Origin of the sequence: Rhodopila sp., from assembly GCF_965277825.1 — a bacterium.
Lineage (GTDB): Bacteria > Pseudomonadota > Alphaproteobacteria > Acetobacterales > Acetobacteraceae > Rhodopila.
The window spans coordinates 4641671-4662319 of record NZ_OZ255846.1; the positions used below are offsets into that span (position 1 = coordinate 4641671).

General features: G+C 65.6%; 18 protein-coding genes. 10 read left to right on the plus strand and 8 right to left on the minus strand.

Going from position 1 to position 20649, the window contains the following annotated elements:
• Nucleotides 1-73: 73 nt before the first annotated feature.
• Nucleotides 74-1648 (minus strand): peptide chain release factor 3, encoded by a 1575-nt coding sequence (locus tag ACQY4T_RS22400; protein ID WP_428535195.1) that lies wholly within the window; start codon nt 1646-1648, stop codon nt 74-76.
• A gap of 338 nt (nt 1649-1986) precedes the next feature.
• On the opposite strand from ACQY4T_RS22400, the gene ACQY4T_RS22405 reads away from it, so the two are divergent.
• From ACQY4T_RS22405 to ACQY4T_RS22445, 9 genes are all read left to right on the plus strand, one after another.
• On the plus strand, nt 1987-2673 hold the full coding sequence (locus tag ACQY4T_RS22405) for a hypothetical protein (RefSeq protein WP_428535197.1): 687 nt from the start codon (nt 1987-1989) through the stop codon (nt 2671-2673).
• Nucleotides 2670-2810: a hypothetical protein gene (locus ACQY4T_RS22410; protein ID WP_428535199.1), complete on the plus strand. Its 141-nt coding sequence runs from the start codon at nt 2670-2672 to the stop codon at nt 2808-2810. Before ACQY4T_RS22405 ends, ACQY4T_RS22410 begins: the two co-directional genes overlap by 4 nt.
• A gap of 246 nt (nt 2811-3056) precedes the next feature.
• Entirely contained in the window at nt 3057-4013 is a 957-nt protein-coding gene (locus tag ACQY4T_RS22415) for a branched-chain amino acid ABC transporter permease (RefSeq protein ID WP_428535201.1), read from the plus strand.
• A gap of 19 nt (nt 4014-4032) precedes the next feature.
• Entirely contained in the window at nt 4033-5823 is a 1791-nt protein-coding gene (locus ACQY4T_RS22420; protein ID WP_428535203.1) for an ABC transporter permease subunit, read from the plus strand.
• On the plus strand, nt 5816-6526 hold the full coding sequence (locus tag ACQY4T_RS22425; RefSeq protein WP_428535205.1) for an ABC transporter ATP-binding protein: 711 nt from the start codon (nt 5816-5818) through the stop codon (nt 6524-6526). The genes ACQY4T_RS22420 and ACQY4T_RS22425 overlap by 8 nt, the downstream gene beginning before the upstream one ends.
• A 477-nt stretch (nt 6527-7003) precedes the next feature.
• On the plus strand, nt 7004-8242 hold the full coding sequence (locus ACQY4T_RS22430) for an ABC transporter substrate-binding protein (protein ID WP_428535207.1): 1239 nt from the start codon (nt 7004-7006) through the stop codon (nt 8240-8242).
• Nucleotides 8243-8459: 217 nt separating this feature from the next.
• The gene (locus tag ACQY4T_RS22435; RefSeq protein WP_428543037.1) at nt 8460-9458 is read left to right on the plus strand and encodes an HAD family hydrolase; all 999 of its coding nucleotides are present in this window, start codon (nt 8460-8462) and stop codon (nt 9456-9458) included.
• Nucleotides 9455-9907 carry a protoporphyrinogen oxidase HemJ gene (gene hemJ / locus ACQY4T_RS22440; RefSeq protein ID WP_428535209.1) on the plus strand — a complete coding sequence of 151 codons (453 nt, stop codon included), beginning with the start codon at nt 9455-9457 and terminating at the stop codon, nt 9905-9907. Before ACQY4T_RS22435 ends, hemJ begins: the two co-directional genes overlap by 4 nt.
• Nucleotides 9908-9921: 14 nt before the next feature.
• Nucleotides 9922-11091, plus strand: coding sequence for a mandelate racemase/muconate lactonizing enzyme family protein (locus tag ACQY4T_RS22445; RefSeq protein WP_428535211.1), 1170 nt, complete (start codon nt 9922-9924; stop codon nt 11089-11091).
• Between the two features lie 51 nt (nt 11092-11142).
• Here the strand turns inward: ACQY4T_RS22445 and ACQY4T_RS22450 are convergent, their stop codons facing one another.
• From ACQY4T_RS22450 to ACQY4T_RS22480, 7 genes are all read right to left on the minus strand, one after another.
• Complete coding sequence (locus ACQY4T_RS22450) at nt 11143-12828, minus strand: methyl-accepting chemotaxis protein (protein ID WP_428535213.1); 1686 nt, start codon at nt 12826-12828, stop codon at nt 11143-11145.
• 128 nt (nt 12829-12956) lie between these two features.
• The gene (locus tag ACQY4T_RS22455) at nt 12957-14243 is read right to left on the minus strand and encodes a PQQ-dependent sugar dehydrogenase (protein ID WP_428535215.1); all 1287 of its coding nucleotides are present in this window, start codon (nt 14241-14243) and stop codon (nt 12957-12959) included.
• A gap of 106 nt (nt 14244-14349) precedes the next feature.
• On the minus strand, nt 14350-14784 hold the full coding sequence (locus tag ACQY4T_RS22460) for a CBS domain-containing protein (protein ID WP_428535217.1): 435 nt from the start codon (nt 14782-14784) through the stop codon (nt 14350-14352).
• A 110-nt stretch (nt 14785-14894) separates the two neighbouring features.
• Nucleotides 14895-15611, minus strand: a complete 717-nt coding sequence (locus ACQY4T_RS22465) for an alanyl-tRNA editing protein (protein ID WP_428535219.1) — start codon at nt 15609-15611, stop codon at nt 14895-14897.
• Entirely contained in the window at nt 15608-16255 is a 648-nt protein-coding gene (locus tag ACQY4T_RS22470; RefSeq protein ID WP_428535221.1) for an NUDIX domain-containing protein, read from the minus strand. The genes ACQY4T_RS22465 and ACQY4T_RS22470 overlap by 4 nt, the downstream gene beginning before the upstream one ends.
• Nucleotides 16256-16322: 67 nt before the next feature.
• Nucleotides 16323-17663: a metallophosphoesterase family protein gene (locus ACQY4T_RS22475; protein WP_428535223.1), complete on the minus strand. Its 1341-nt coding sequence runs from the start codon at nt 17661-17663 to the stop codon at nt 16323-16325.
• 136 nt (nt 17664-17799) lie between these two features.
• A complete protein-coding gene (locus ACQY4T_RS22480; RefSeq protein ID WP_428535225.1) occupies nt 17800-19134 on the minus strand; it encodes a class I SAM-dependent RNA methyltransferase in 1335 nt (444 codons plus the stop codon).
• Between the two features lie 93 nt (nt 19135-19227).
• On the opposite strand from ACQY4T_RS22480, the gene ACQY4T_RS22485 reads away from it, so the two are divergent.
• Entirely contained in the window at nt 19228-20619 is a 1392-nt protein-coding gene (locus tag ACQY4T_RS22485; protein WP_428535227.1) for an MFS transporter, read from the plus strand.
• Nucleotides 20620-20649: the final 30 nt, after the last annotated feature.

Sequence of the window (20649 nt, forward strand, 5' to 3'; positions counted from 1 at the left end):
ATGGGTTTCCGTGTCAGGTGTTTTTTCGGCCGGGGCTGGCCGGCGGTGGGCCGGTTACCCTGGGGAGCCGGGATCAGGCCGCCAGCTTATCGGCCCGGATATCCTTGATGTCACGAAACGTCAGCGCCGGCGCCAGTTCCTCGGCGCGGCGCATCATGAACGCCGAACTGGCTAGGAACACCGGGTCGCCGTCGACGTCGTCGGCCATCGCGCTACGGTTGTCGGCGATGAACTTGGCGAGCGCCGCCTTGTCCGGTGCGGATACCCAGCGTGCCAAGGCGAAGGAGGGCGACTCGAAGCCGATTTTTACTCCGTATTCGGCGCCGAGCCTTGCCTGTAGGACGTCTAGCTGGAGGGTTCCGACGACGCCGACCAGGGGGGCAGCTCCGTCTTGCGGGCGGAACAGTTGCACGACGCCTTCCTCGGCCAGTTCCACCAGGGCCTGGCGCAGTTTTTTCGCCTTCATCGCGTCGTCCAGCCGGACCCGGCGGAGGATTTCGGGGGCGAAATAGGGCACCCCGGTGAACTGCACGTCCTCGCCCTCGGTGAGGGTGTCGCCGATGCGCAGGGTGCCGTGGTTGGGGATGCCGACGACGTCGCCGGCGAAGGCCTCGTCGGCGATCTCGCGATCGCGGGCGAAGAAGAACTGCGGTGCGTGCAGCGGGATCGACTTGCCGGTGCGCACCTGTTTCAAGCGCATGCCGCGGACCATGCGACCGGAGCAGACGCGGGCGAAGGCGATGCGGTCGCGATGGTTGGGGTCCATGTTGGCCTGGATCTTGAAGACCAGGGCGGTCAGGCCGGGTTCGGTGGCCTCGACGGTGCGGGTGTCGGCGGGTTGCGCGCGCGGGCGGGGGCCGTATTCGGCCAGGCCGTCGAGCAGGTCGCGGACGCCGATGTCCTTGATCGCGCTGCCGAAATAGACTGGCGTCAGGTGGCCGGCGTTGAAGCTTGCGAGGTCGAATTCGGGCAGTGCGGAGCGCACCAGGTCGACCTCATCGGCGAACGACTGCATGCGTGGATCGGACTGCGGCAGGTCGTTGACCAGGTGCATCTTTCTCGCCCGTAGGTCGTAGGTGCCGGCGAATTCGGCGGCTCGGCCGATCGGCCAGGTGACCGGGCAGGTGTCGAGCGCCAGGGTGGAGGCGACCTCGTCGAGCAGTTCGATCGGGTCGCGGGCTTCGCGGTCCATCTTGTTGATGAAGGTGATGATCGGGATGTCGCGCAGGCGGCAGATCTCGAACAGTTTGCGGGTGCGCGCCTCGATGCCCTTGGCGGCGTCGATCACCATGACGGCGGAATCGACCGCGGTGAGGGTGCGGTAGGTGTCTTCGGAGAAATCCTCGTGCCCTGGGGTGTCCAGCAGGTTGAACACGCAGCCGGCGTATTCGAAGGTCATCACCGAGGTGACGACCGAGATGCCGCGCTCGCGCTCGATGCCCATCCAGTCGGAGCGGGTGCGGCGACGTTCGCCCTTGGCGCGGACGTTGCCAGCGAGTTGGATGGCGCCGCCGGCGCGCAGCAGGTGTTCGGTGAGCGTGGTCTTGCCGGCGTCGGGGTGGGAGATGATGGCGAAGGTGCGGCGGCGGGCGATTTCGTTACGTGAGCCGGGGATGGGGCTGGCGGGGTCGGCTGTGGAGTCGGTCATTCGATGCTTTCGCCTGGGCAGCCGAGGGTTCGGCGGTTGGTGAGGGTATATAATACGTGCCGGGGCCTGAAGGAACGCCGATGCTCCGGCCTTGGGTTTGCTTCCGAGCGTGCACCAGGACCGACCGATGAAGACAAGCGACCTGCGAGACTTCCAAGCCAGAGCCGGTGTCCGATCGAGACATGCCGGCCGACCCCGGCTTGGCCGCCGAACGCAGTGCGCGAACGATGTCGTCCCGACAGATGACGCGGCCGCTCGGTGTCGTCTGTCACATGACCGAACGCTGCTTGTCGGTCCAACCTTCCCGAAGGTCATTTCACGAAGAAGGAACTGGTCGAGTGTCTGACCCATTGCCCGAGGCCACACCCAAAGGCGAGGCAGAGCAACTGCCGCTTGGCGAAAGAACGACGGATGCAATCTTTTTCCTGCTGATCGACATCTATCGGCAAGAGCTGGGCGCGGAGGAAGATGTTCACCGCACATTGCCGTTCTTTGCCACGGCCCTGGGGCTGATCGTGGCGTCGCTCAACTACTCCGCAACCCAACTGCCGTCTTGGGGCACGATCATGAAATCTTGCAGCCGACCCGGATCGCCGCCAACTTTGCAATGGCATATCGTTCCGTGCGCGTGGTCCGTGGCACTCGCAGGGCTATTTTTGCTTTTCGTTGTGGGTTTGAGCGGGGCGGTATTATGGTATCTCGCGTTAGCAACGCGGAAGCGCGATTATAAGCGGATTGGGCCTGAACGGCTGATTCTCGGGCGAGCACGTGAACTGCACAACTATCATGCCAGCGCAGGCCTCAGAGGCGGCGGACTCGACACCGCGGTGATGATCGACATCCAAGCGCAGTTGCTCGACACGTTTTCCGAGGTCGTCCCGATCAACCGCGAAGTGACCTTGCAACGATACCACTACCGGGCTCGAGCCGTGTTGTGTTTGCTGTGGAGCTTGCTGTTCGCCTTACTCGCCACCATACTAATCATAGCGACTGCGAAATTTGGCATCATCGAGGCTTCGCCATGACAACCACCACCCCGCCGGCCCAGACCGCACCTCGGCCGGCACCGCAGAAGCCATCCGCGCAGGCGGCGAAGCCCACGGGAAACATGACGTTCACGATCCAGAAGGGCGCTGATGCGCTGCCGTATCTAAAGCGGTAGCGTTGGCATTGTGCGACCCCGCCCGCCCCGTAAGCGAGGCGGGTTTTTTCATGCCCGGATTTTGCCACTGAATTTGAGCCGCCAAACGAGTGTCCGGGGTTGCCGCGGTGGCGCCGGTCGCCACCGGTGCTGCATGGCGTGCGGCCATCAGGGGGCCAAGCTTGAGCAGGCGGCACAGACCGGTTAAGACACCGCTCGCACAAAGAAGCCGCCCCAACTGGGCAGCCATGGGGGAGGCAGCGGACGGTGGACCTCGAGGTTCTCATTGAGAACGTGTTGAACGCGGTCGCCGCCGGCATCACCATCGGCTGCATCTACGGACTGATGTGCATCGGCCTGGGGCTGATCTTCGGCATCATGCGGATCGTCAATTTCGCCCAGGGCGAGTTGCTGATGCTGGGCATGTTCGCCAGCTTCTATCTGGTCACCGGCGGCGGCGTGCTGGCATTCCTGGGTCCGACCATCGGGCCGTTCGTCGGGGCGCTGCTGGCCGGTCCGATCGTGTTCGCCGGCGGGGCGCTGCTGCACAAGCTGCTGATTTCACGGGTGTCCGGGCTGCGCACTAGCGGCTCGCTCGACGAGGGGCATTTCGGCCAGTTGATCGTCACCCTGGGCATCTCGCTGATCCTGCAGAACGGCGGCTTGATCGTGTTCGGGTCCACCCCGGTGACGGTGCGCACGCCGCTGGCATCGAGTGCGATCATGATTGGGCCGATCTATGGCGACGCCACGGTGTTCCTGAACAAGGCCCGGCTGATCGCCTGCGCGGTCTCCATCATCACCGCCATCAGCCTCTATCTGGTGCTGGAATACAGCCGCCTGGGCAGGGCGCTGCGGGCCGCCGCCGATAACCCGATTGCTGCGACTTACATGGGTATCGATACCGACAAGGCCTATCGCATCGCCTTCGGCCTGGGTAGTGGCATCACCGCGATCGCCGGCGGGTTGATGGCGACCTATCTGTCGTTCGGCCCGTTCGTCGGGCTGGACTACGTCATCATCATGTATTCGGGGGTGGTGCTGGGCGGCATGGGCAGCATCCTGGGCGCCTTCTGGGGCGGCCTCACGGTCGGCTTCGTGCAGCAATGCTCGGCCCTGGTGCTGCCGCCGCAATTGCAGAACGCGGCGATCTTCGTCGTCTTCCTGATGATCGTGCTGCTGCGCCCGCAGGGCCTGTTCGGCCGTTCGGCGGAGCGCGCCTGATGCCGATTCGGTGCGCCGCATGAGGTACAAGTCCGCCCCTCGGCTGCGGCGCGATGCGGTCGCGCTGGCGGTGCTGTCGGCCGCCTATCTCGGGGCGTCGATGCTGGTGACCAACAGCTACTACCAGTTGATCATGACCCTGGTGCCGATCTGGGCGGCGTTCGGCGTTTCATGGAACATCCTGTCCGGCTATGGCGGCCAGTTGTCGTTCGGCCACGCCTCGTTCTTCGGCATCGGCGCCTATGTCGTTACCCTTGCGCTGGTTTACTGGAACCTGACCCCCTGGCTGGGCATCCCGCTTGGCATGATCGTCGCCGCCGGGGCGGCGGTGCTGATCGGGCTGCCGACGTTCCGCCTGCGGGGTCATTACTTCGCCTTGTCGATGCTGGCTTACCCGCTGGCGATTCTTTACTTCCTGCAATACCTCGGTTTCCAGGAAATGTCGCTGCCGATGCACCGCGAGCATCCGGCGTTCTTCCTGGAGTTCACCGACCCGCGCCATTACACCATGGTCGCCGTCGGTCTGCTGGTCGGCGCCGTCGTGGTCTGCATGCTGGTGGAGAATTCGCGCTTCGGCCTGGCTTTGCTGGCGATCCGGCAGAACGAGCTTGCGGCCGAGGCGGCGGGCATCAACGCCCGGCTGTGGAAGATTCGCGCGCTGGTGGTCTCCGGCATGATCGCCGCCGCGGCCGGCGGCGTTTATGCCTGCGTGCTGCTGGTGGTGACGCCAGATTCGGTGTTCGGTTTGCTGGTCTCGGCGCAGGCCGTTGTGGTCACCCTGTTCGGCGGGGTGGCGTCGATCTGGGGACCGGTGGTCGGGGCCGCGATCCTGGTGCCGCTGGCGGAATCGCTGAATGCCGAACTGGGCAACATCCTGCCCGGTATCCAGGGCGTGGTGTATGGCGTGGCGATCATCGGCATCACGCTGGCCTCGCCCGACGGCCTGTTCTGGACCGTCCGCGACAGGTTTTTCAAACGCCAGGCGGAGTCCCCTGCCCTGGCTGCCGGCAACCTGGCCGCACCGGCGTCCGATCCGGCCCGGCCCGGTCCGATGGCGACCCCGACGACATCGGGCGCGGTGTTGCTGAAGGTGGAGGGGCTGTCCCGGTCATTTGGCGGCCTGCGCGCGGTCAGCTTGGTTGGTTTCGAGGTCGACGCCGGGGAGATCCTCGGCATCATCGGCCCCAACGGCGCCGGCAAGACGACGCTGTTCAACGTGCTGAACGGCGTGCTGGCCGCGGACGAGGGCAGCGCCACCCTGGCCGGCCAATCGATGCTGGGGCGCAAGGTGCATGCGGTCTGCCGCATGGGGGTGGGCCGCACGTTCCAGGTGGTGCGCAGTTTCCCCCGCCTGCCACTGCTGGACAACGTGATCGTCGGTGCCTATGGCGCCGGTCTGGGCGATGCCGAAGCGATCGACTCGGCCATCGCCGCGCTGCACCGGGTCGGGCTGGCCGACCGTGCCGGCATCGCCGCCGGGCAACTGACCAACAAGCAGCTTCGGCTGATGGAACTGGCGCGCGCGCTGGCGGGCCGGCCGCGGCTGCTGCTGTTGGATGAGACGCTGGCCGGGCTTGGGCGCGACGAGTGCGATGACGTGCTGGCGGTTCTGGTGCGGCTGCGCACCGAGGGCATGACCGTGGTCATCATCGAGCACACCATGCACGCGATGATGCGCATCGCCGACCGGTTCGTGGTGCTGGATCACGGCCGCGTGCTGGCCAGCGGGCAGCCGCGCGAGGTGGTCGAGAACCGCTCGGTCATCGAGGCCTATCTCGGCAAGAAATGGGCGGCGAGGCAGGATGCTTGAGATCAGCAACCTGTCGGTCAGCTACGGCGGGCTGCGCGCGCTGAGCGACGTGTCGCTGTCGGTGCCGGAGGGCAAATTCGTCACCGTCGTCGGGCCGAACGGGGCGGGAAAATCCACCCTGTTCAAGACCATCTCCGGCATCGTTCCGGCCATGGGCGGCCAGATCAGCTTCATGGGTGAGAACCTGTTGCGGCTCGCGCCGGCGCGGCGCGCGCATCTTGGCATCGCCCACATCCCCGAGGGGAGGCAGGTGTTCAAGACCCTGACGGTGCTGGAAAATCTGCAGATGGGCGCTTATCCGAAGGCGGGACGAGAGGCCTGGCGTCACACCCTGGACCGCATCCACACGCTGTTCCCGATCCTGTCGGAGCGCGCCGGCCAGCTCGCCGGCACGCTGTCGGGCGGTGAGCAGCAGATGGTCGCCATCGGCCGCGGCCTGGCCTGCGCGCCGCGGCTGCTGATGCTGGACGAGCCGTCGATGGGCCTGGCGCCGGCGGTGGCCGACACCATTTTCGAGCGGGTGTCGCAGATCCACCGCGAGGACGGCGTCACCATCCTGCTGGTCGAGCAGCGGGTGGCCGAGGCGCTGGAACTGTCGGATCATGGCTACGTGCTGGAATCCGGGCGCATGGTGCTGGACGGTCCGTATGCGACGCTGCTAAGCGACGATCGGGTGCGCAAATCCTACCTGGGTCTGAGCTGACGATGCGCGGCAGCGATCATCAGCGCGGGGCCTTTCGGCGGATTGCGGTGTGGAGCGATCGAGCGGGTGGTGGGGTCGTCGGGGGAGGGGCTTGCGGCGAAGCCGTTTCGCCGTTGGGCTTTAACACAAAGACACTAAGCCACGAAGATTTCGCAGTCGCTGCATCGACTTGCTTCACGTGGTCAGAATCAGGGTTGATTTTTCGAGATGATGCAACGGATAGGCCGGCATCAGAAGAGAGGCTGGACGCGGCGGCAGGCCAGCGTGAGCCGACCGGGGAAGGTTGCAGCTTGTGACTGGTAAAGAAACAATCCACAAATCCTTTGTGACTCTGTGTCTTTGTGTTGAACAAGAGCAGCGACCGCACCGCCCGCGACCAATGCGCACGCACCTGAGACCAGTGCATCGCAGCGACCCAAACAATACCTGTCCCGTCACGCCTGCCGCCGCGGTGAGCATAAAAACTGGAGCAACGCCATGACCGATTTCACTCGCCGCGCCAGCGTGGGCCTCGGCCTTGCCGCCGGCGTCGCCACCCTCACCCCCCGCCGGCTGCGCGCTCAGACCCCGGCCGAGGTGAAGATCGCCATGCTGATGCCGCTGTCCGGCCCGTGGGCGCGGCAGGGTATCCTGGAACGGATGGGGGCCCGGCTCGCGGTCGACGATGTCAACAACGCCGGCGGCATCAAGTCGATGGGCGGCGCCAAGCTGAAGCTGGTCGAATACGACACCCAGGACAGCGCCGAGAAAGCCAAGGACGCCGCCCAACGCATGGTCGCGCAGGAGCCCGACCTGGTCGGCGGGTTTGGCTGCTGGCTGTCCACCTTCACCCTGGCGGCGACCGAGGTCACCGAACGCGCCGCGCTGCCCTGGCTGACCCTGTCCTATTCCGACCTGATCACCGGGCGCGGCTTCAAGCATGTGTTCCAGTCCTCGCCCACCGCCGACCGCCAGGCCGAGGAGGAACTGCCGATGATCATGGAAATTGCCCAGAAGGCGTCCGGCAAGAAGCCGACCAAGGTGGCCTTCCTGGGCGACAACACCGCGTCGTCGGTCAGCTTCATGAAGCCGATGCGTGACCATGAGGCGAAGGACCAGGGCCTGAAGATCGTCGCCGATGAGGTCTATACGCCGCCCCTGACCGATGCCACCACGCTGGTCCAGCACATCCGCTCGGTTCGGCCGGACTTCGTGGTATTGCAGTCCACCAACGTGCCCGACGACAAGTTGCTGGTGGACAAGTTCGCCGAGTTCAACTTGAAGAGCGACCGATTGCCGAAGATCGGCAGCGGCGGTCACTGGGCGGTGCCGGAACTGCTGAAGAACGCCGGGCCTGAGAACCTGGAAGGCATCATGGTGGGGCTCGCCAACTGGCCTGGCAAGAACCAGGCGGATCTGGAGAAACGCTTCATCGCCCGCACCGGCGAACCCTGGTTCGGTCACGACTCGATTTTCGGCTATGTCCACGTCTTGATCCTGAAGGAGGCGCTGGAGCGCACCGGGGTTGCCGACCGGCACAAGGTGAATGAGGCGATCCATGCGCTGGATATGACCACCGGGCCGGCGCTGTTTTTCCCCGACGGGCACCTGAAATACGATGCGGCGGGCCGCCGGGTCGGCGCTAAGCTCTGCGTGGTGCAGTGGCGTGACGCCAAGCCGGTGCCGGTGTATCCGGCCTCGATCGCTACCCGCGAGGTGCTGTGGCCGAAAGTCTGAATTGCCGGCATGACTGCGTTTGCCGCCCTGCGCGACATCCTGCGGCTACCGGAGGACCTTGATGTGCTGTCGCGCCACAGCCATGCGTCATCACCACCAGCGCCGGGCACAGGGGCGGTTCGATGACCGAGGTCGTTCCGGTTGAAACTTTGGTTGGGTCGATCGGCTGCATTCTGGGGGGCGCGGCGGGATTGGGTGGCGAGAGGTTGAACAGTTGGTGTTCGTTTTGGTGTCCACGGATTGGGCGCACACGCGGTGTCTGGCAAAGATTTCAGCACGGAGAAAGAATGAGTTTCGCGAAGGAGCACGGAGAGGGTATTGGGTCTGGCAAGCTACCGGTTTCCTGGTTTCACCGGGACGAGGTGCTTGGTCGGTTTTTGCGTTCCTGCATCCAAGTGCCGTTTGCGGGATGGATCGGTCCGCCGTGGCGCTGCCGTGGCCCTGGCGTTTGCTTCGTGATATTGGCCATGGCCGGGCCTTGATGGTTGCCGTGGCCGCGCCCATTGACTTCCTCCTGCATGGATCACCCGCGATGCCGATCGATCTTTGTCTCGTCATCTTCGATTGCGATGGGGTGCTGATCGACAGTGAAGCGCTTTGCGACCGGGTGGTTTCGGCCGAGCTGCATCGGGTCGGGTGGGAGCTGTCGGCCGCCGAGTGCCACCGGCGCTTCCTTGGACTAACCTTTACCGACATTCAGCTCGCGGCCGAGGCGCAACTGCATCGTTCGCTTGGGGCTGGCTGGATCGACCATCTGGTTCGTCACGTCACCGAGGTGATGGCGGCCGAGGCCACCGCCATTCCGGGTGCTCATGAGGCGTTGCTGGCCACCACCGCGATGGGCCTGCCGTTCCGCGTCGCGTCAAACTCCTCGCATGCCGAGATGGCGGCCAAGTTCGCCCGCGTTGGTCTGTCCGAGCTGGTGCGGGGCCGCATCCACAGCGCTTATGACATGATCGCCGAGGGCAAGCGCGGCAAACCCGCCCCCGATCTGTTCCTTGCAGCGGCCGCCGCCGAACGTGTTCCGGCCGCCAACTGCGTGGTCATAGAAGATTCCCTTGCCGGCGTGCAGGCGGCGGTCGCGGCCGGGATGACCTGCCTCGGGCTCGGCCCTGAAGCCGAGACCGAAAGCCTGCGCCGGGCCGGCGCGGTGCCGTTCACCTCGATGCTGGCGCTGCCTGGGATGCTGCGCGATCTGCGGTCGGAGGCGGGATGACCGTCGCGGCGTTCAGCTATCTTTATCCGTGGACCAAGGCATTCCACGTTATCGCCTTGATCGCCTGGATGGCGGCGATCTTCTACCTGCCGCGGCTGTTCGTCTATCATTGCGACGTACGGCCTGGCAGCGTGGAGAGTGAGCGCTTCAAGGTGATGGAATACCGGCTGTTCAAGCAGATCATGAACCCGGCGATGATCGCCACCTGGGTGTTCGGCATCATCCTGGTGCTGACGCCCGGCGTCATCGACTGGTCGGCAGGATGGTGGCACGTGAAACTGCTCTGCGTCATCCTGATGTCGGGCTTCCACGGGGCGATGTCGCGATGGCGCAAGGACTTTCTGGCTGACGCCAATCGGCGCAGCCAGAAGTTCTACCGGATCGCCAATGAAATTCCGACGATCTTGATGGTGATCGTCGTCGTCATGGTGATCGTCCGTCCTTTTTGACCAGGGTCCCGCTCATGCCGCTGCGAATTCTTGATGTCCGCGAGATCACCAAGCCGATCAGCTCACCGATCCGCAATGCCTACATCGATTTCAGCAAGATGACGTCGAGCCTCGTTGCCGTCGTCACCAACCTGGAACGCAACGGCAAGCCGGTGATCGGCTATGGCTTCAACTCCAATGGACGCTATGGCCAGGGCGGCCTGATCCGAGAGCGGTTCGCGCCGCGCATCCTGGAAGCCGATGCCGGGTCATTGCTGGATCGGACCGGCGACAACCTGGACCCCGACAAGGTGTGGGGCGCGATGATGCGCAACGAGAAACCCGGCGGCCACGGCGACCGATCGGTCGCGGTCGGCACCATCGACATGGCGGTCTGGGACGCGGTTGCCAAGATTGCCGGCAAGCCGCTGTTCCGCCTGCTGGCCGAGCGTCATGGCGTCCAGGCGGACCCCGATATCTTTGTCTATGCCGCCGGCGGATATTATTATCCCGGAAAAGATGATTCGGCGTTATGCGCCGAAATGCGCAGTTACCTGGAGCGCGGCTATACAGTCGTCAAGATGAAGATCGGCGGCGAATCGATCGAGCAGGACCGCCACCGTATCGAGGCGGTGCTGGCCGAGATCAGCCCGCACGCTCGGCTGGCGGTGGACGCCAACGGCCGGTTCGATCTGGATACCGCGATCGCGTACGCCAAGATGCTGCGCGACTATGACCTGTTCTGGTATGAGGAAGCCGGCGATCCGCTGGATTACCAGCTTCAGGCGGCGCTGGGCGAGTTCTATCCGGGACCGATGGCAACGGGGGAAAACCTGTTCAGTCATCAGGACGCGCGCAATCTGATCCGTCATGGCGGCATGCGCCCGGACCGTGACTGGCTGCAGTTCGACTGCGCCTTGTCATACGGCCTATGTGAGTATCAGCGCACGCTGGCGATGCTGAAACGGCACGGCTGGTCCTGGAAGCGCTGCATCCCGCATGGCGGCCACCAGATGTCGCTCAACATCGCCGCCGGCCTGGGGTTGGGCGGCAACGAGTCGTATCCCGATGTGTTCCAGCCCTATGGCGGGTTCCCCGATGGAACGCAGGTGCGCAACGGCATCGTAACGCTGCCGGAGCTGCCGGGCATCGGGTTCGAAGCAAAGTCGGACCTGTACTCGATCATGCGCGAACTGGCGGTTTAGCGAGGCTTGGGGGCGCCCGCATTGCCGGCGCCCGCCCGTTCTGTTGTGCGATCAAGCGGCCCGGACGGTGCCCAGGAAGCCGTCAACCTCCACCCGCAGTACCCCCGCCTGGTGTCCCAGCAGATCGGCGGCCGACAGCACCTCGGCGGCCGCTGAGGCATTTTCGCCGAGACCATCCGACACCCGCTTCAGGTTATGGGCAACCTGCTGGGTACGGCTGGCGGCTTGCTGGATATTCTCGGACACCTCGAGGATCGCCGAACTTTGCTGCTCGACGGTGGAGGAGATCGCGGCGGCGATTTCCTCGACCCCGTGCACGGTGTGCGAAATGCCCTGGATGGCGGCGAGCGCAGCGGTGGATTCGGCCTGAATCGAGGCGATTTGGGCGCGGATTTCCTCGGTCGCCTTGGCGGTCTGATTGGCCAGGCTTTTCACCTCGCCGGCGACCACGGCGAACCCCTTGCCGGCCTCTCCGGCGCGCGCCGCCTCGATCGTCGCGTTCAACGCCAGCAGATTGGTCTGCGCGGCGATATTCTGGATCAGGTTCACCACGTCACCCACCTTCTGCGCCGCCATCGCGAGGCCGGCGACCTTGTCGTTGGTGCGCCGGCCTTCTTCGGCCGCGTCGCGCGAGATGGTGGCGGCGCGGGCAACCTGGCGACTGATCTCCGATCCGGTCGCGGCCATTTCCTCGATCGCCGCGGCAACCCCTTGTACGTTCGCGGTGGCCTGCTCGGCTTCCTGCAGTGCGGACCCGGACTGTTCCGTCGCGGCGCTTGCGGTGCCGCCGACCTTGCGAGCCGCCGCCCCCATTTCACCGCCCGCGGTGGCTACTGCCTCCACGACGCTGCGCACTTCCTTGTCGAAACGGTCGGCTAGACCGACAAGCGTCCGCCGCCGCTCCTCATTGACGCGTTGACGTTCGGCCTGCTGCTCTTGCTGCAGCGCCGCGAGGCGGGCTGCGTGGTCCTTGAACACATCGACCGCGCGCGCCATCCCGCCCATTTCGTCCTTTCGATCGAGGCCAGGGACAACAACGGCGAGATTACCATCGGCCAAACGCGCCATGGTATCGCGTAGCTCGCCGAGCATCTTGCTGATATCGCGGTTGACCAGCCAGCCGATCGTCAGTGTCAGGGCCAGGATCAAGCCGCCGACGACACTCAGCCAGGTCACCGTGCTGGTGAATTCGCTGTTCAGGTCGTCGACGTAGGCGCCCGCCAGGAAGACCAAATCCCACGGTGCGAAGCGGGCGACGTAGGCGATCTTTGGCGTTGGCTGGGTCTGCCCGGGGCGGGGAAACGAATAGGCCACCACGCCATCGGTGCTGTTGCGCATGGCCTCGATCTCGAGCGAGGTGATCGATCGCCCCTGACTATCGGCGGCGTTTGATAGCTTGCCCTCGAGCGACGGGTTGGCGCCATGGATGACGACCATTCCGTCAGGGCGGGAGATCGCCAGGTAGCCGGTTCCGCCATCGAAGCGCATCGCGTGGACGATGGCGCGCAGTTGCCCGATTGCCTGGTCTTGCGTCAGCGTCTTGGCAGTCACCTCGGCGTCCAGACCCTTGGCGATCGTCATCGTCGATTGGACGACGGCGCGCAGTTTGTCGATACGGTCCTGGGTCATCTTGCTGTGCAGCGACTCGGCGCCAAAGCCGATGGACACGAGCACGGCAAGAACCGAGAGGCTGAGCAGCAGCCCCAATTTGGTGCGAAGCTTCAGGCGGCTGAACATGGTCCTGGGCATCCTGGCGCGGGATTGGCGGATGCCCGGTGGTAATCGATCTCGATTAAGATTTGCTTAACGCCGGGCCGGTATCTGTCGATCGGGCGGGGGCCTTTTTTGGCGGCAGAGCAAGCGGCTTAAACCGGCCGATCGCCGGTCACGCGCCAGATGACGTCGCCGACGTCGTCGGCCATCAGCACCGACCCGTCCGGGCCGATCGCCACCCCGACCGGTCGGCCGTAGGACACCCGCTCGTCGGGGGCGAGGAATCCCGACAGGATATCGCGCGGCGGCCCCGACGGGCGGCCATTGTTGAACGGCACGAAGACCAGCTTGTAGCCGCTAAGCGTGCTGCGGTTCCACGACCCGTGCTGGCCGATCGCCATGCCATCGGGAAAGCCGGGAAGCGTGCCGGCGGGGAGCCAGCAAAGGCCCAGCGAGGCGGTGTGGCCGCCCAGTGCATAATCCGGCGTTATCGCCGTCGCCACCAGGTCCGCATCCCGCGGCACCCGATCGTCGACGGTCTGTCCCCAATAGCAATACGGCCAGCCGTAAAATCCGCCGTCACGCACCGAGGTCAGGTAATCCGGCGGTGTCTCGTCGCCGAGGCCGTCGCGTTCGTTCACCACGGTCCACAGCGTGCCGGTGCCGGGTTCCCACGCCATGCCCACGGCGTTGCGCAGACCGGAGGCAAAGATCCGGCTTTCGCCGCTGGCAACATCCAGCTCGTAGATCGCCGCCCGGCCGGCCTCGAGGTGCATGCCGTTCTCGCCGATGTTGCTCGACGAGCCGACCCCGACGTAGAGCTTCTGCCCCTCGGGGCTCGCCAGCAGGCTGCGCGTCCAGTGGCCGCCGGATTTGAACTCGACCAGCGTTCGCCCGGGCGCGGTGATGCGGCTGGCGCCGGCGGTATAGGGAAACGCAACCACGCCATCGGTGTTGCCGACGTAGAACGTATCGCCCAGCAGCTCCATGCCGAACGGCTGGTTTAGACCATCCAGGAAGGTCTGCTGGGTTTCCGCCACGCCGTCGCCGTCGGTGTCGCGCAACAGGGTGATGCGGTTGGCACTGATCCCCACCGCGGCGGCGCGTTTCATCGTGCTGACCATGGCGTAGTCGAAGATGTTCCGCATCGAGGCCCTGGCCATGTTGATCGATTCAGCGATCAGCACGTCGCCGTTGGGCAAAACATGGATCCAGCGCGGGTGTTGCAGGCCGGTGGCGAACGCATTCACCTTGAGCCCGGGCGCGGCCACCGGCGTCTGTCCCCTGCCCCACCCCTGGGCCGTCGGCATCTTCAAGGTCGGAATGTTGCCTTGCGACCTGGCCGTCGGAATGGCCGGAAAGTTGCCCCAAGCCGGGATGGGCGCACCGGCCGTCAGGCGCCGCGAAAGCAACGCCGCGCCGCCGACAGCAGCTACCATGCGTGCAAAGACATCTTGTGCGGCCAACGCGGTGTTCCTAGCGGTTCCGGCTTAGGCTAGCCGAACCCCGTGGAGCTTGGAACCGCCCGGTTTGACCGCGCCGCGATCAGGCGTGCAATCGCGCGATGTCGAGCAGCACGTTGGCCTCGAGTGCCTTCTCGTCCAGCCGATGTTTCACCAGGTCGCCGATGCTGACGATGCCGACCAGCCGGCCGTCCTCGACCACCGGCAGGTGCCTGATCTTCGCCATGGTCATCGCCGCCATCGCGGTTTCGACACGATCGGTCAGTCGACAGGTCACGACCGGGGAGGTCATCAGCTTCTCGACCGGGATAGTCAGCGCCCGAGCGCCGTGTTCCGCGATGGCATTGACAAGATCGCGTTCCGAAAAGATGCCGGCGTGACGCATCCACTGATCTTCGACCACCACCGCGCCGATGCGCTCATCGACGAGTTTGCGCACAGCGGTTTCCACGGTGTCCGAGGTGCGGACCGTCACCACATGCCGGCCTTTGCCGTGCAAGACGTCGGAAATAGACATCGCCACCCTCCCGTTCCGTGAGCAAACAACTGATTGGTAGATAGGCACGAGCAGCGCGCATCCCAAGCGTGATGGCCGATTGTTCAGCAAGCGGACAGGACAGGCACGTTTTACCCGGCGGGCGCGATGATGATGCGCCGGTTCTGTTTGCCCTTGTTTTCGATCTTGACCACCCGGATCGGCCCGATTGCAGCGGTGCGGGAGACATGTGTGCCACCGCAGGGCTGCAGATCGACCGGCGTCGCCGCATCGCCGATGCGTACCAGCCGCAGCCGTCCGGTGCCGCGTGGCGGCTGCACCGACAGCGTGCGCACCAGCCCGGGATCGCTGTCCAGTACGGCTTCGTCCACCCATTCGGACCGCACCGGATGATCGGCCTCGATCAGTGCGTTCAAGGCCGCCTCGATCGCCTCCTTGGGTGGTGGATTGGGCAGATCGAAATCGAGCCGCGACTTGTCCGCCCCGACCGCACCGCCGGTCACCGCGGCGCCCTTGATCAGGCTGCACAGCAGGTGCATCGAGGTATGCATGCGCATATGAGCGAGCCGACGCTGCCAGTCGATCGCCGCTTCCACCACCGAACCGACCGGCGGCAAGGCCGCGCCTGCCGTGGCCAGGTGCAGGATCGTCTCGCCTTCTCCCTTCACCGCCTCGGTGATCGGCGTGTCCGAGCCGGCCCAGCGCAGCACCCCGCTGTCGCCGGGTTGGCCACCGCCGCGCGCATAGAAAACGGTTCGGTCCAGCACAATTCCCTGGTCGCCGCTTGCCACGACCGTCGCCGAGGTATTGGCCAGGGTCGGCTGATCGAGAAAAACCCGCTCGGTCATGCTGCCATCCATTGCTGTCTAAGCCGGTCCCGCTTCGACGCCAGCCAGAACAGTCCAAGCGCGGTGATGGAGTTGGTGAAGTAACCGGCGAACGCCGACTCGATCGCATCCGCGGCGTCCCACACCCTCACCCGGATGTCCTCGTTCTCGGAGGCTTCGCCGCCGAATCCGGCGATGCCCTCGCCATCCGCCGGTGGCGCCACCACGCGGCCGGCGTAGAGGTGGCAGAACTCGTCGGCGCCGCCGGCGGTCAGCAGGAAACCGCCGATCCGTTCCATCCGGTCGGCATCCAGCCCCGTTTCTTCGCGCATCTCGCGGCGGATGGTCGCGGCCGGGTCTTCGTTGTCCTCGCACAGGCCGGCGGGAAGCTCCACCAGCACGGGATCGACGCCGGCGGCCAGCGCGGGCAGGCGGAACTGCTCGATCAGCACCACGGCGTCGGCTAGCGGATCGTAGGGCAGCAGCGCCGCGGCTGGTCCGCGCCGCCACAACTCCCACCGGCGGGTGGCCGACAATGCGCCGTCGAACCGGCGATGGCGGAAGGTTATCACGTCCAGCGGGAAGCGGCCGGACCACACGCGCTGGCCGGCTTCGACGACGACGTCGGGATGGGTTGGGATCGGCGGGGTCGGGGGCTGCGACATCGGGCTTGTACAAGCCGCGCCGCGCACGCTGTCAACCGCCCAACGGGTTGGCGGGGGCCGGAGAAACCTAGCCTGCCGGCCCGCGTCCGCCATGCGCCCTTTGCGACGTCCGAGTGGCATGTGCATCGCGAGCCTGGGCCCGCCGGCGCGCGGTCGCCGATTGCGTCGGCGATTGGTCCGCTCGGTGGTCGCTATGCGCCGGTACGTTGCTGCCGTTGGTGGGTAGCAGCCTGGCGGTGTCACCGTTGGCGAGATGCAGCGGTAGCGCGGTGTAGCTGAACACGTCGAACGACGCATTGTAGGCGCTGGCGTCGGTCCAGGATTCCTGCGGCCGCGGCACCATGGTCATGTTGCCGTTGATCACCGAGTCGCTGATCTCGAAGGTCATGAAGCCATGCCGGCTGTCAATCGCCGAGATCAGCTTGGCCTCGGTTTCGGGATCGCGATAGCCCTGCGCGGCGGCCAGGCGATGCAGGTTCCAATAGCCGCCATTGCCGATCACGAAGAACGGGATGGTGTGGGCGCCGACCGTCTTCTCGATGCGCTGGTAGTTATGCACGTGCGCGTTCAGCACCATGTTCGGCACCCGCCGTGACGCGTTGATCGCATCCTGGAGTTCCTTGGCCATGGTCGGGCTGCCGCTGTGATGATCGTCGAACGAGTAGATCGGATGATGCACCGCGACGATCAGCGCCTTGCCGGCATCCGCCGCCGCCATTTCCGAGTGCAACCAAGCCCGTTGCTGGTCATCCAGCCGGCCATGTTCGGGAACATTGCTATACAGCCCGATGAAGGTTGCGAATGGGGTGGTCAAGGTCCAATAGAAAAACGGCAGGGTCATCGCCGGGCGGCCGCTGTCACGCGATTCCGGAGTGAAGGTCGGCTTGCCGTCCGCCGCCTTCAATGCCAGGAAGTTCCGATAGAAACCTTCTAGCGAGGTGGCTTCGGCGTTGATCGGTTCGCCGTCGTGGTTGCCCGGGATGCCGATGATCGGCAGCGGGTAATGTTCGTAGGGGTCGTAGAATTGGGCGAAGTACTCGGAAACCTCGCCGTTGTAGTAAATCACGTCGCCCAGATGATAGCAGAACGCCGGCGCCATCGACGCGCCGCGCAGGCTGGGTGCCATATTCCCGGTGTGTAACGACTGCTCGAGACCCTGCTCGACCAGCTTTTGCGGTTCCGGGTTCTTTACCCCGCCGGTGTCTCCGATGCAGTGAAACGACATGCTGCCGGAATTGGTGATCTCGCGATATTCGTCCGCCGTCAGCACTTCACTCAGGTCCATGCGGAACGGCGCCTTGCGGCCATGGGCATAGGCCGCCGGGATTGGCTCGAACCTGGTGATACGCGGGGCGGGGTGCCGCGCCAGCGACGCGCCGGGCTGGCGCGGGCGGTGAAACGTCGTCATCGGTTGTCTCCACGCGCTTGCGGCGCCGGACTGGTTCAGCGGCAGACTGGTTCAACGGCAGGACTGTGGGCGATTGCGATACCGGCGTGGATGAAGGTTTTGTGTTGGGATTCGACGTTGCCGTCAGTTGATCCCATCAGCCGCGGCGGAACACGCTGACGCTCTCCAACCTGGCCGACCACAGGAACTGGTCGATCGCGGTGGCGGTGGCCAAGTGGTAGCCGGCGGCGAACAGCACCCGAGCGTCGCGCGACAAGGTCGAGGGGTTGCAACTCACATAGACCACAGTCGGCACGCGCGCGGCGGCAACCTGGTCGATCTGTGCCGCCGCGCCGCCATGGGGCGGATCCAGCACCACGGCGGCAAAGCTCGCAAGGTCCTTGGCCGACAGCGGCTGACGCGCGAGGTCGCGTTGGGTCGCCTCGATCCGGCCGGCCAGACCGGACTGGTTGACCGCCTGACGCAACGCCACGACGGTCGCCGCATCGCCCTCGAACGCGGCAACCCGCAGCACCCGCGCCAGCGCGAAGGTCAACGTGCCGCAGCCGGCGTAAAGCTCCGCGATCCGGGTCCTGGCGGTGATCTTGGTGGGCATCGCGGCCAGCACCGCCGTGATGATCGCGCGCTCTCCGGTCGCGGTGGCCTGCAGGAACGCTCCTGGCGGCGGTCGCACCGAAACGCCCGACAGGGTCGTGGTGGCGGGACGCAGCAAGCCGATCGTCTCCGGCGTGTCGTTGCCACTCGCCCCGGAAAGTGACGCACCGGACACCCGGGCCAGACCGTGGTCGCGGGCGAAATCGATCAGTGCTATCCGATCCGCGGGCGTCAGCGGTGCGTCGGTGCACAACAGCATGTCGGCGCCGGAATCCAGCAGATTGATCACCACCGAAGCCTGCCGCCGCAGCGCCCGGATTCCGCCCAGGAGCTGGCGCAACGGGTCGATCAGCGCCATCAACGCCGGGTGCAGTACGAGGCAGTCGGTGATGTCGATGACCTCGGCGGAGCGTTGCCCGTGCAGACCCATGACGACGCTGCCGGCGACGCGGCGCACCGCGAAGTCGATGCGCCGGCGTTCGGCCGGCCGGCCGGGGACCAAGCCAAGCGGATCGGGTGGCGAGAAGCCTGCCTGACGCAGCGCGTGCGACAGCAATCCGGACTTCCACGACCGATACTCCGCGTCCCGCCAGTGCTGCAGCACGCAGCCGCCGCAGCGGCCGAAATGCCGGCACGGCGGGTCGACGCGCGACGCTGCGGCATCGGTGATCGTTTCGGCAACGGCATGCCACCCATTGCCGCGCGGTTGCAGCGGCCGAGCGTCCACGGCCTCGGCGGGGAGGGTGAAGGGAAGGTAGAGCGGCACGCCGTCGGCCAGGTGGGCGATGCCGTCGCCCTCCGAGCCGACTCGTTCGATGCGGACCAGCGCCGGTTCGGGCGGTTTTCGCCTGGTGGTTCTTGACGGATGTATCGCCATTCCGGTCCTCTGTTTATCCTGAGTGACCGTGCAGCGGAACCGGCATAGCGGCATCCCGGCCCGGCGTCGAACCGAACCAAGGAAGGCCGACCCATGTCCGATGTCGCCGCCCGCCTGGAACGCCTGCCGTTCTGCAACGTCCATCGCCGCCTGCTGTTCATGGGTGGACTGGGCTACACGTTCGATGCCATGGACGGTGCGATCATGGCGTTCGTGCTGCCGGTGGTGTCGGTGCTCTGGGGCCTCAGCAGCGTGCAGACCGGGGTGCTGGGCAGCGCCACCTATATCGGCTTCTTTTTCGGTGCGATCTGTTCCGGCACGCTGGGCGACCTGCTCGGGCGGCGGTTCGTGATGATGGGGGCGCTGGGGATCTACAGTGCCGCGACCGTGCTCAGCGCGCTGGCGTTGACCTGGCCGCAGTTCTTTGCGCTACGCATCGTGGCCGGCTTCGGCACCGGCGCGGAGAGCGTGATCATCGCGCCGTTCCTGGCCGAGTTCGTCGCCAGCCGATATCGCGGCCGCTTCACCGGTGCCCTCGCGGGCTTTTTCTCGTTCGGCTTCGTCGGCGCGGCCTTGCTAGGCAACTTCATCATCCCGCTGGCCCCGGCGGCGTGGCGGTTCGCGGTGTTTGCCACCGCAGTGCCCGTGGTCATGCTGCTGTGGTGGCGCCGATCCTTGCCAGAATCGCCGCGCTGGCTGGAGACCCGCGGCCGCACCCAAGAGGCCGAGGCGGTGGTGGCGCAGATCGAGGCCGGGGTGGTTGCCGAACTGGGCGACATCCTTGCCCCAGCGCCGGCACGGATCGATGCTCCATCCCGGGTCGCTGTCGGCACCCTGGGGGGCAACCTGGCAGCGTTGTGGTCACGCCCGCTGCGCCGCCTTACAGCGATGTCGTGGCTGATGTGGCTGTCGCTGACTGCCTGCTACTATGCATTCTTCACCTGGATCCCCAGCCTGCTGGTCAAATCCGGCATGACGGTGACCCGCAGTTTCGGCTACTCGCTGCTGATCTATGTGGCGCAAATCCCGGGGTATTATTCGGCGGCCTGGCTGATCGATCGGATCGGCCGAAAAGCCCTGATCGTATCCTACATGCTGCTGGGCGGGGTATCGGCGCTGGGCCTGGCGAACGCGCACAACAACCTGCAGGTGACCGTGGCCGGGGCGCTGCTGTCGTTCTTCATGAACGGCAGCTACGCGGGGCTTTATGTCTACACGCCGGAACTGTTTCCCACCGAGGTGCGGGCGACGGGGTGCGGCATCGCCTCCGCCATCGGGCGTCTTGGCGCCATCGCCTCGCCGATCATCGTCGGCTACGTCTATCCGATCTGGGGTTTTGCCGGGGTGTTCGGCATCACCACGGCGGTTCTGCTTGGTGGGGCGTTGTCGGTGCTGATCCTGGGCATTGCCACCAGCGGGCGATCGTTGGAGGCGATCACCGCGGCCGAACTGCAGGCCGCGGGGCGCCCGGCGGCGAACCGGTAGGACGCTTCGTCCGGGCAGAATAACGAACCG

Excerpts from the sequence above, each read along its gene's own strand:
- ACQY4T_RS22430 (WP_428535207.1), top strand. The coding sequence starts at position 7,004 with ATGACCGATTTCACTCGCCGCGCCAGCGTGGGCCTCGGCCTTGCCGCC.
- ACQY4T_RS22425 (WP_428535205.1), top strand. The coding sequence starts at position 5,816 with ATGCTTGAGATCAGCAACCTGTCGGTCAGCTACGGCGGGCTGCGCGCG.
- ACQY4T_RS22465 (WP_428535219.1), bottom strand. The coding sequence starts at position 15,611 with ATGACCGAGCGGGTTTTTCTCGATCAGCCGACCCTGGCCAATACCTCG.
- ACQY4T_RS22460 (WP_428535217.1), bottom strand. The coding sequence starts at position 14,784 with ATGTCTATTTCCGACGTCTTGCACGGCAAAGGCCGGCATGTGGTGACG.
- ACQY4T_RS22470 (WP_428535221.1), bottom strand. The coding sequence starts at position 16,255 with ATGTCGCAGCCCCCGACCCCGCCGATCCCAACCCATCCCGACGTCGTC.
- ACQY4T_RS22455 (WP_428535215.1), bottom strand. The coding sequence starts at position 14,243 with ATGGTAGCTGCTGTCGGCGGCGCGGCGTTGCTTTCGCGGCGCCTGACG.
- ACQY4T_RS22485 (WP_428535227.1), top strand. The coding sequence starts at position 19,228 with ATGTCCGATGTCGCCGCCCGCCTGGAACGCCTGCCGTTCTGCAACGTC.
- ACQY4T_RS22450 (WP_428535213.1), bottom strand. The coding sequence starts at position 12,828 with ATGTTCAGCCGCCTGAAGCTTCGCACCAAATTGGGGCTGCTGCTCAGC.
- ACQY4T_RS22420 (WP_428535203.1), top strand. The coding sequence starts at position 4,033 with ATGAGGTACAAGTCCGCCCCTCGGCTGCGGCGCGATGCGGTCGCGCTG.
- ACQY4T_RS22480 (WP_428535225.1), bottom strand. The coding sequence starts at position 19,134 with ATGGCGATACATCCGTCAAGAACCACCAGGCGAAAACCGCCCGAACCG.
- ACQY4T_RS22410 (WP_428535199.1), top strand. The coding sequence starts at position 2,670 with ATGACAACCACCACCCCGCCGGCCCAGACCGCACCTCGGCCGGCACCG.
- ACQY4T_RS22445 (WP_428535211.1), top strand. The coding sequence starts at position 9,922 with ATGCCGCTGCGAATTCTTGATGTCCGCGAGATCACCAAGCCGATCAGC.
- hemJ (WP_428535209.1), top strand. The coding sequence starts at position 9,455 with ATGACCGTCGCGGCGTTCAGCTATCTTTATCCGTGGACCAAGGCATTC.
- ACQY4T_RS22400 (WP_428535195.1), bottom strand. The coding sequence starts at position 1,648 with ATGACCGACTCCACAGCCGACCCCGCCAGCCCCATCCCCGGCTCACGT.
- ACQY4T_RS22475 (WP_428535223.1), bottom strand. The coding sequence starts at position 17,663 with ATGACGACGTTTCACCGCCCGCGCCAGCCCGGCGCGTCGCTGGCGCGG.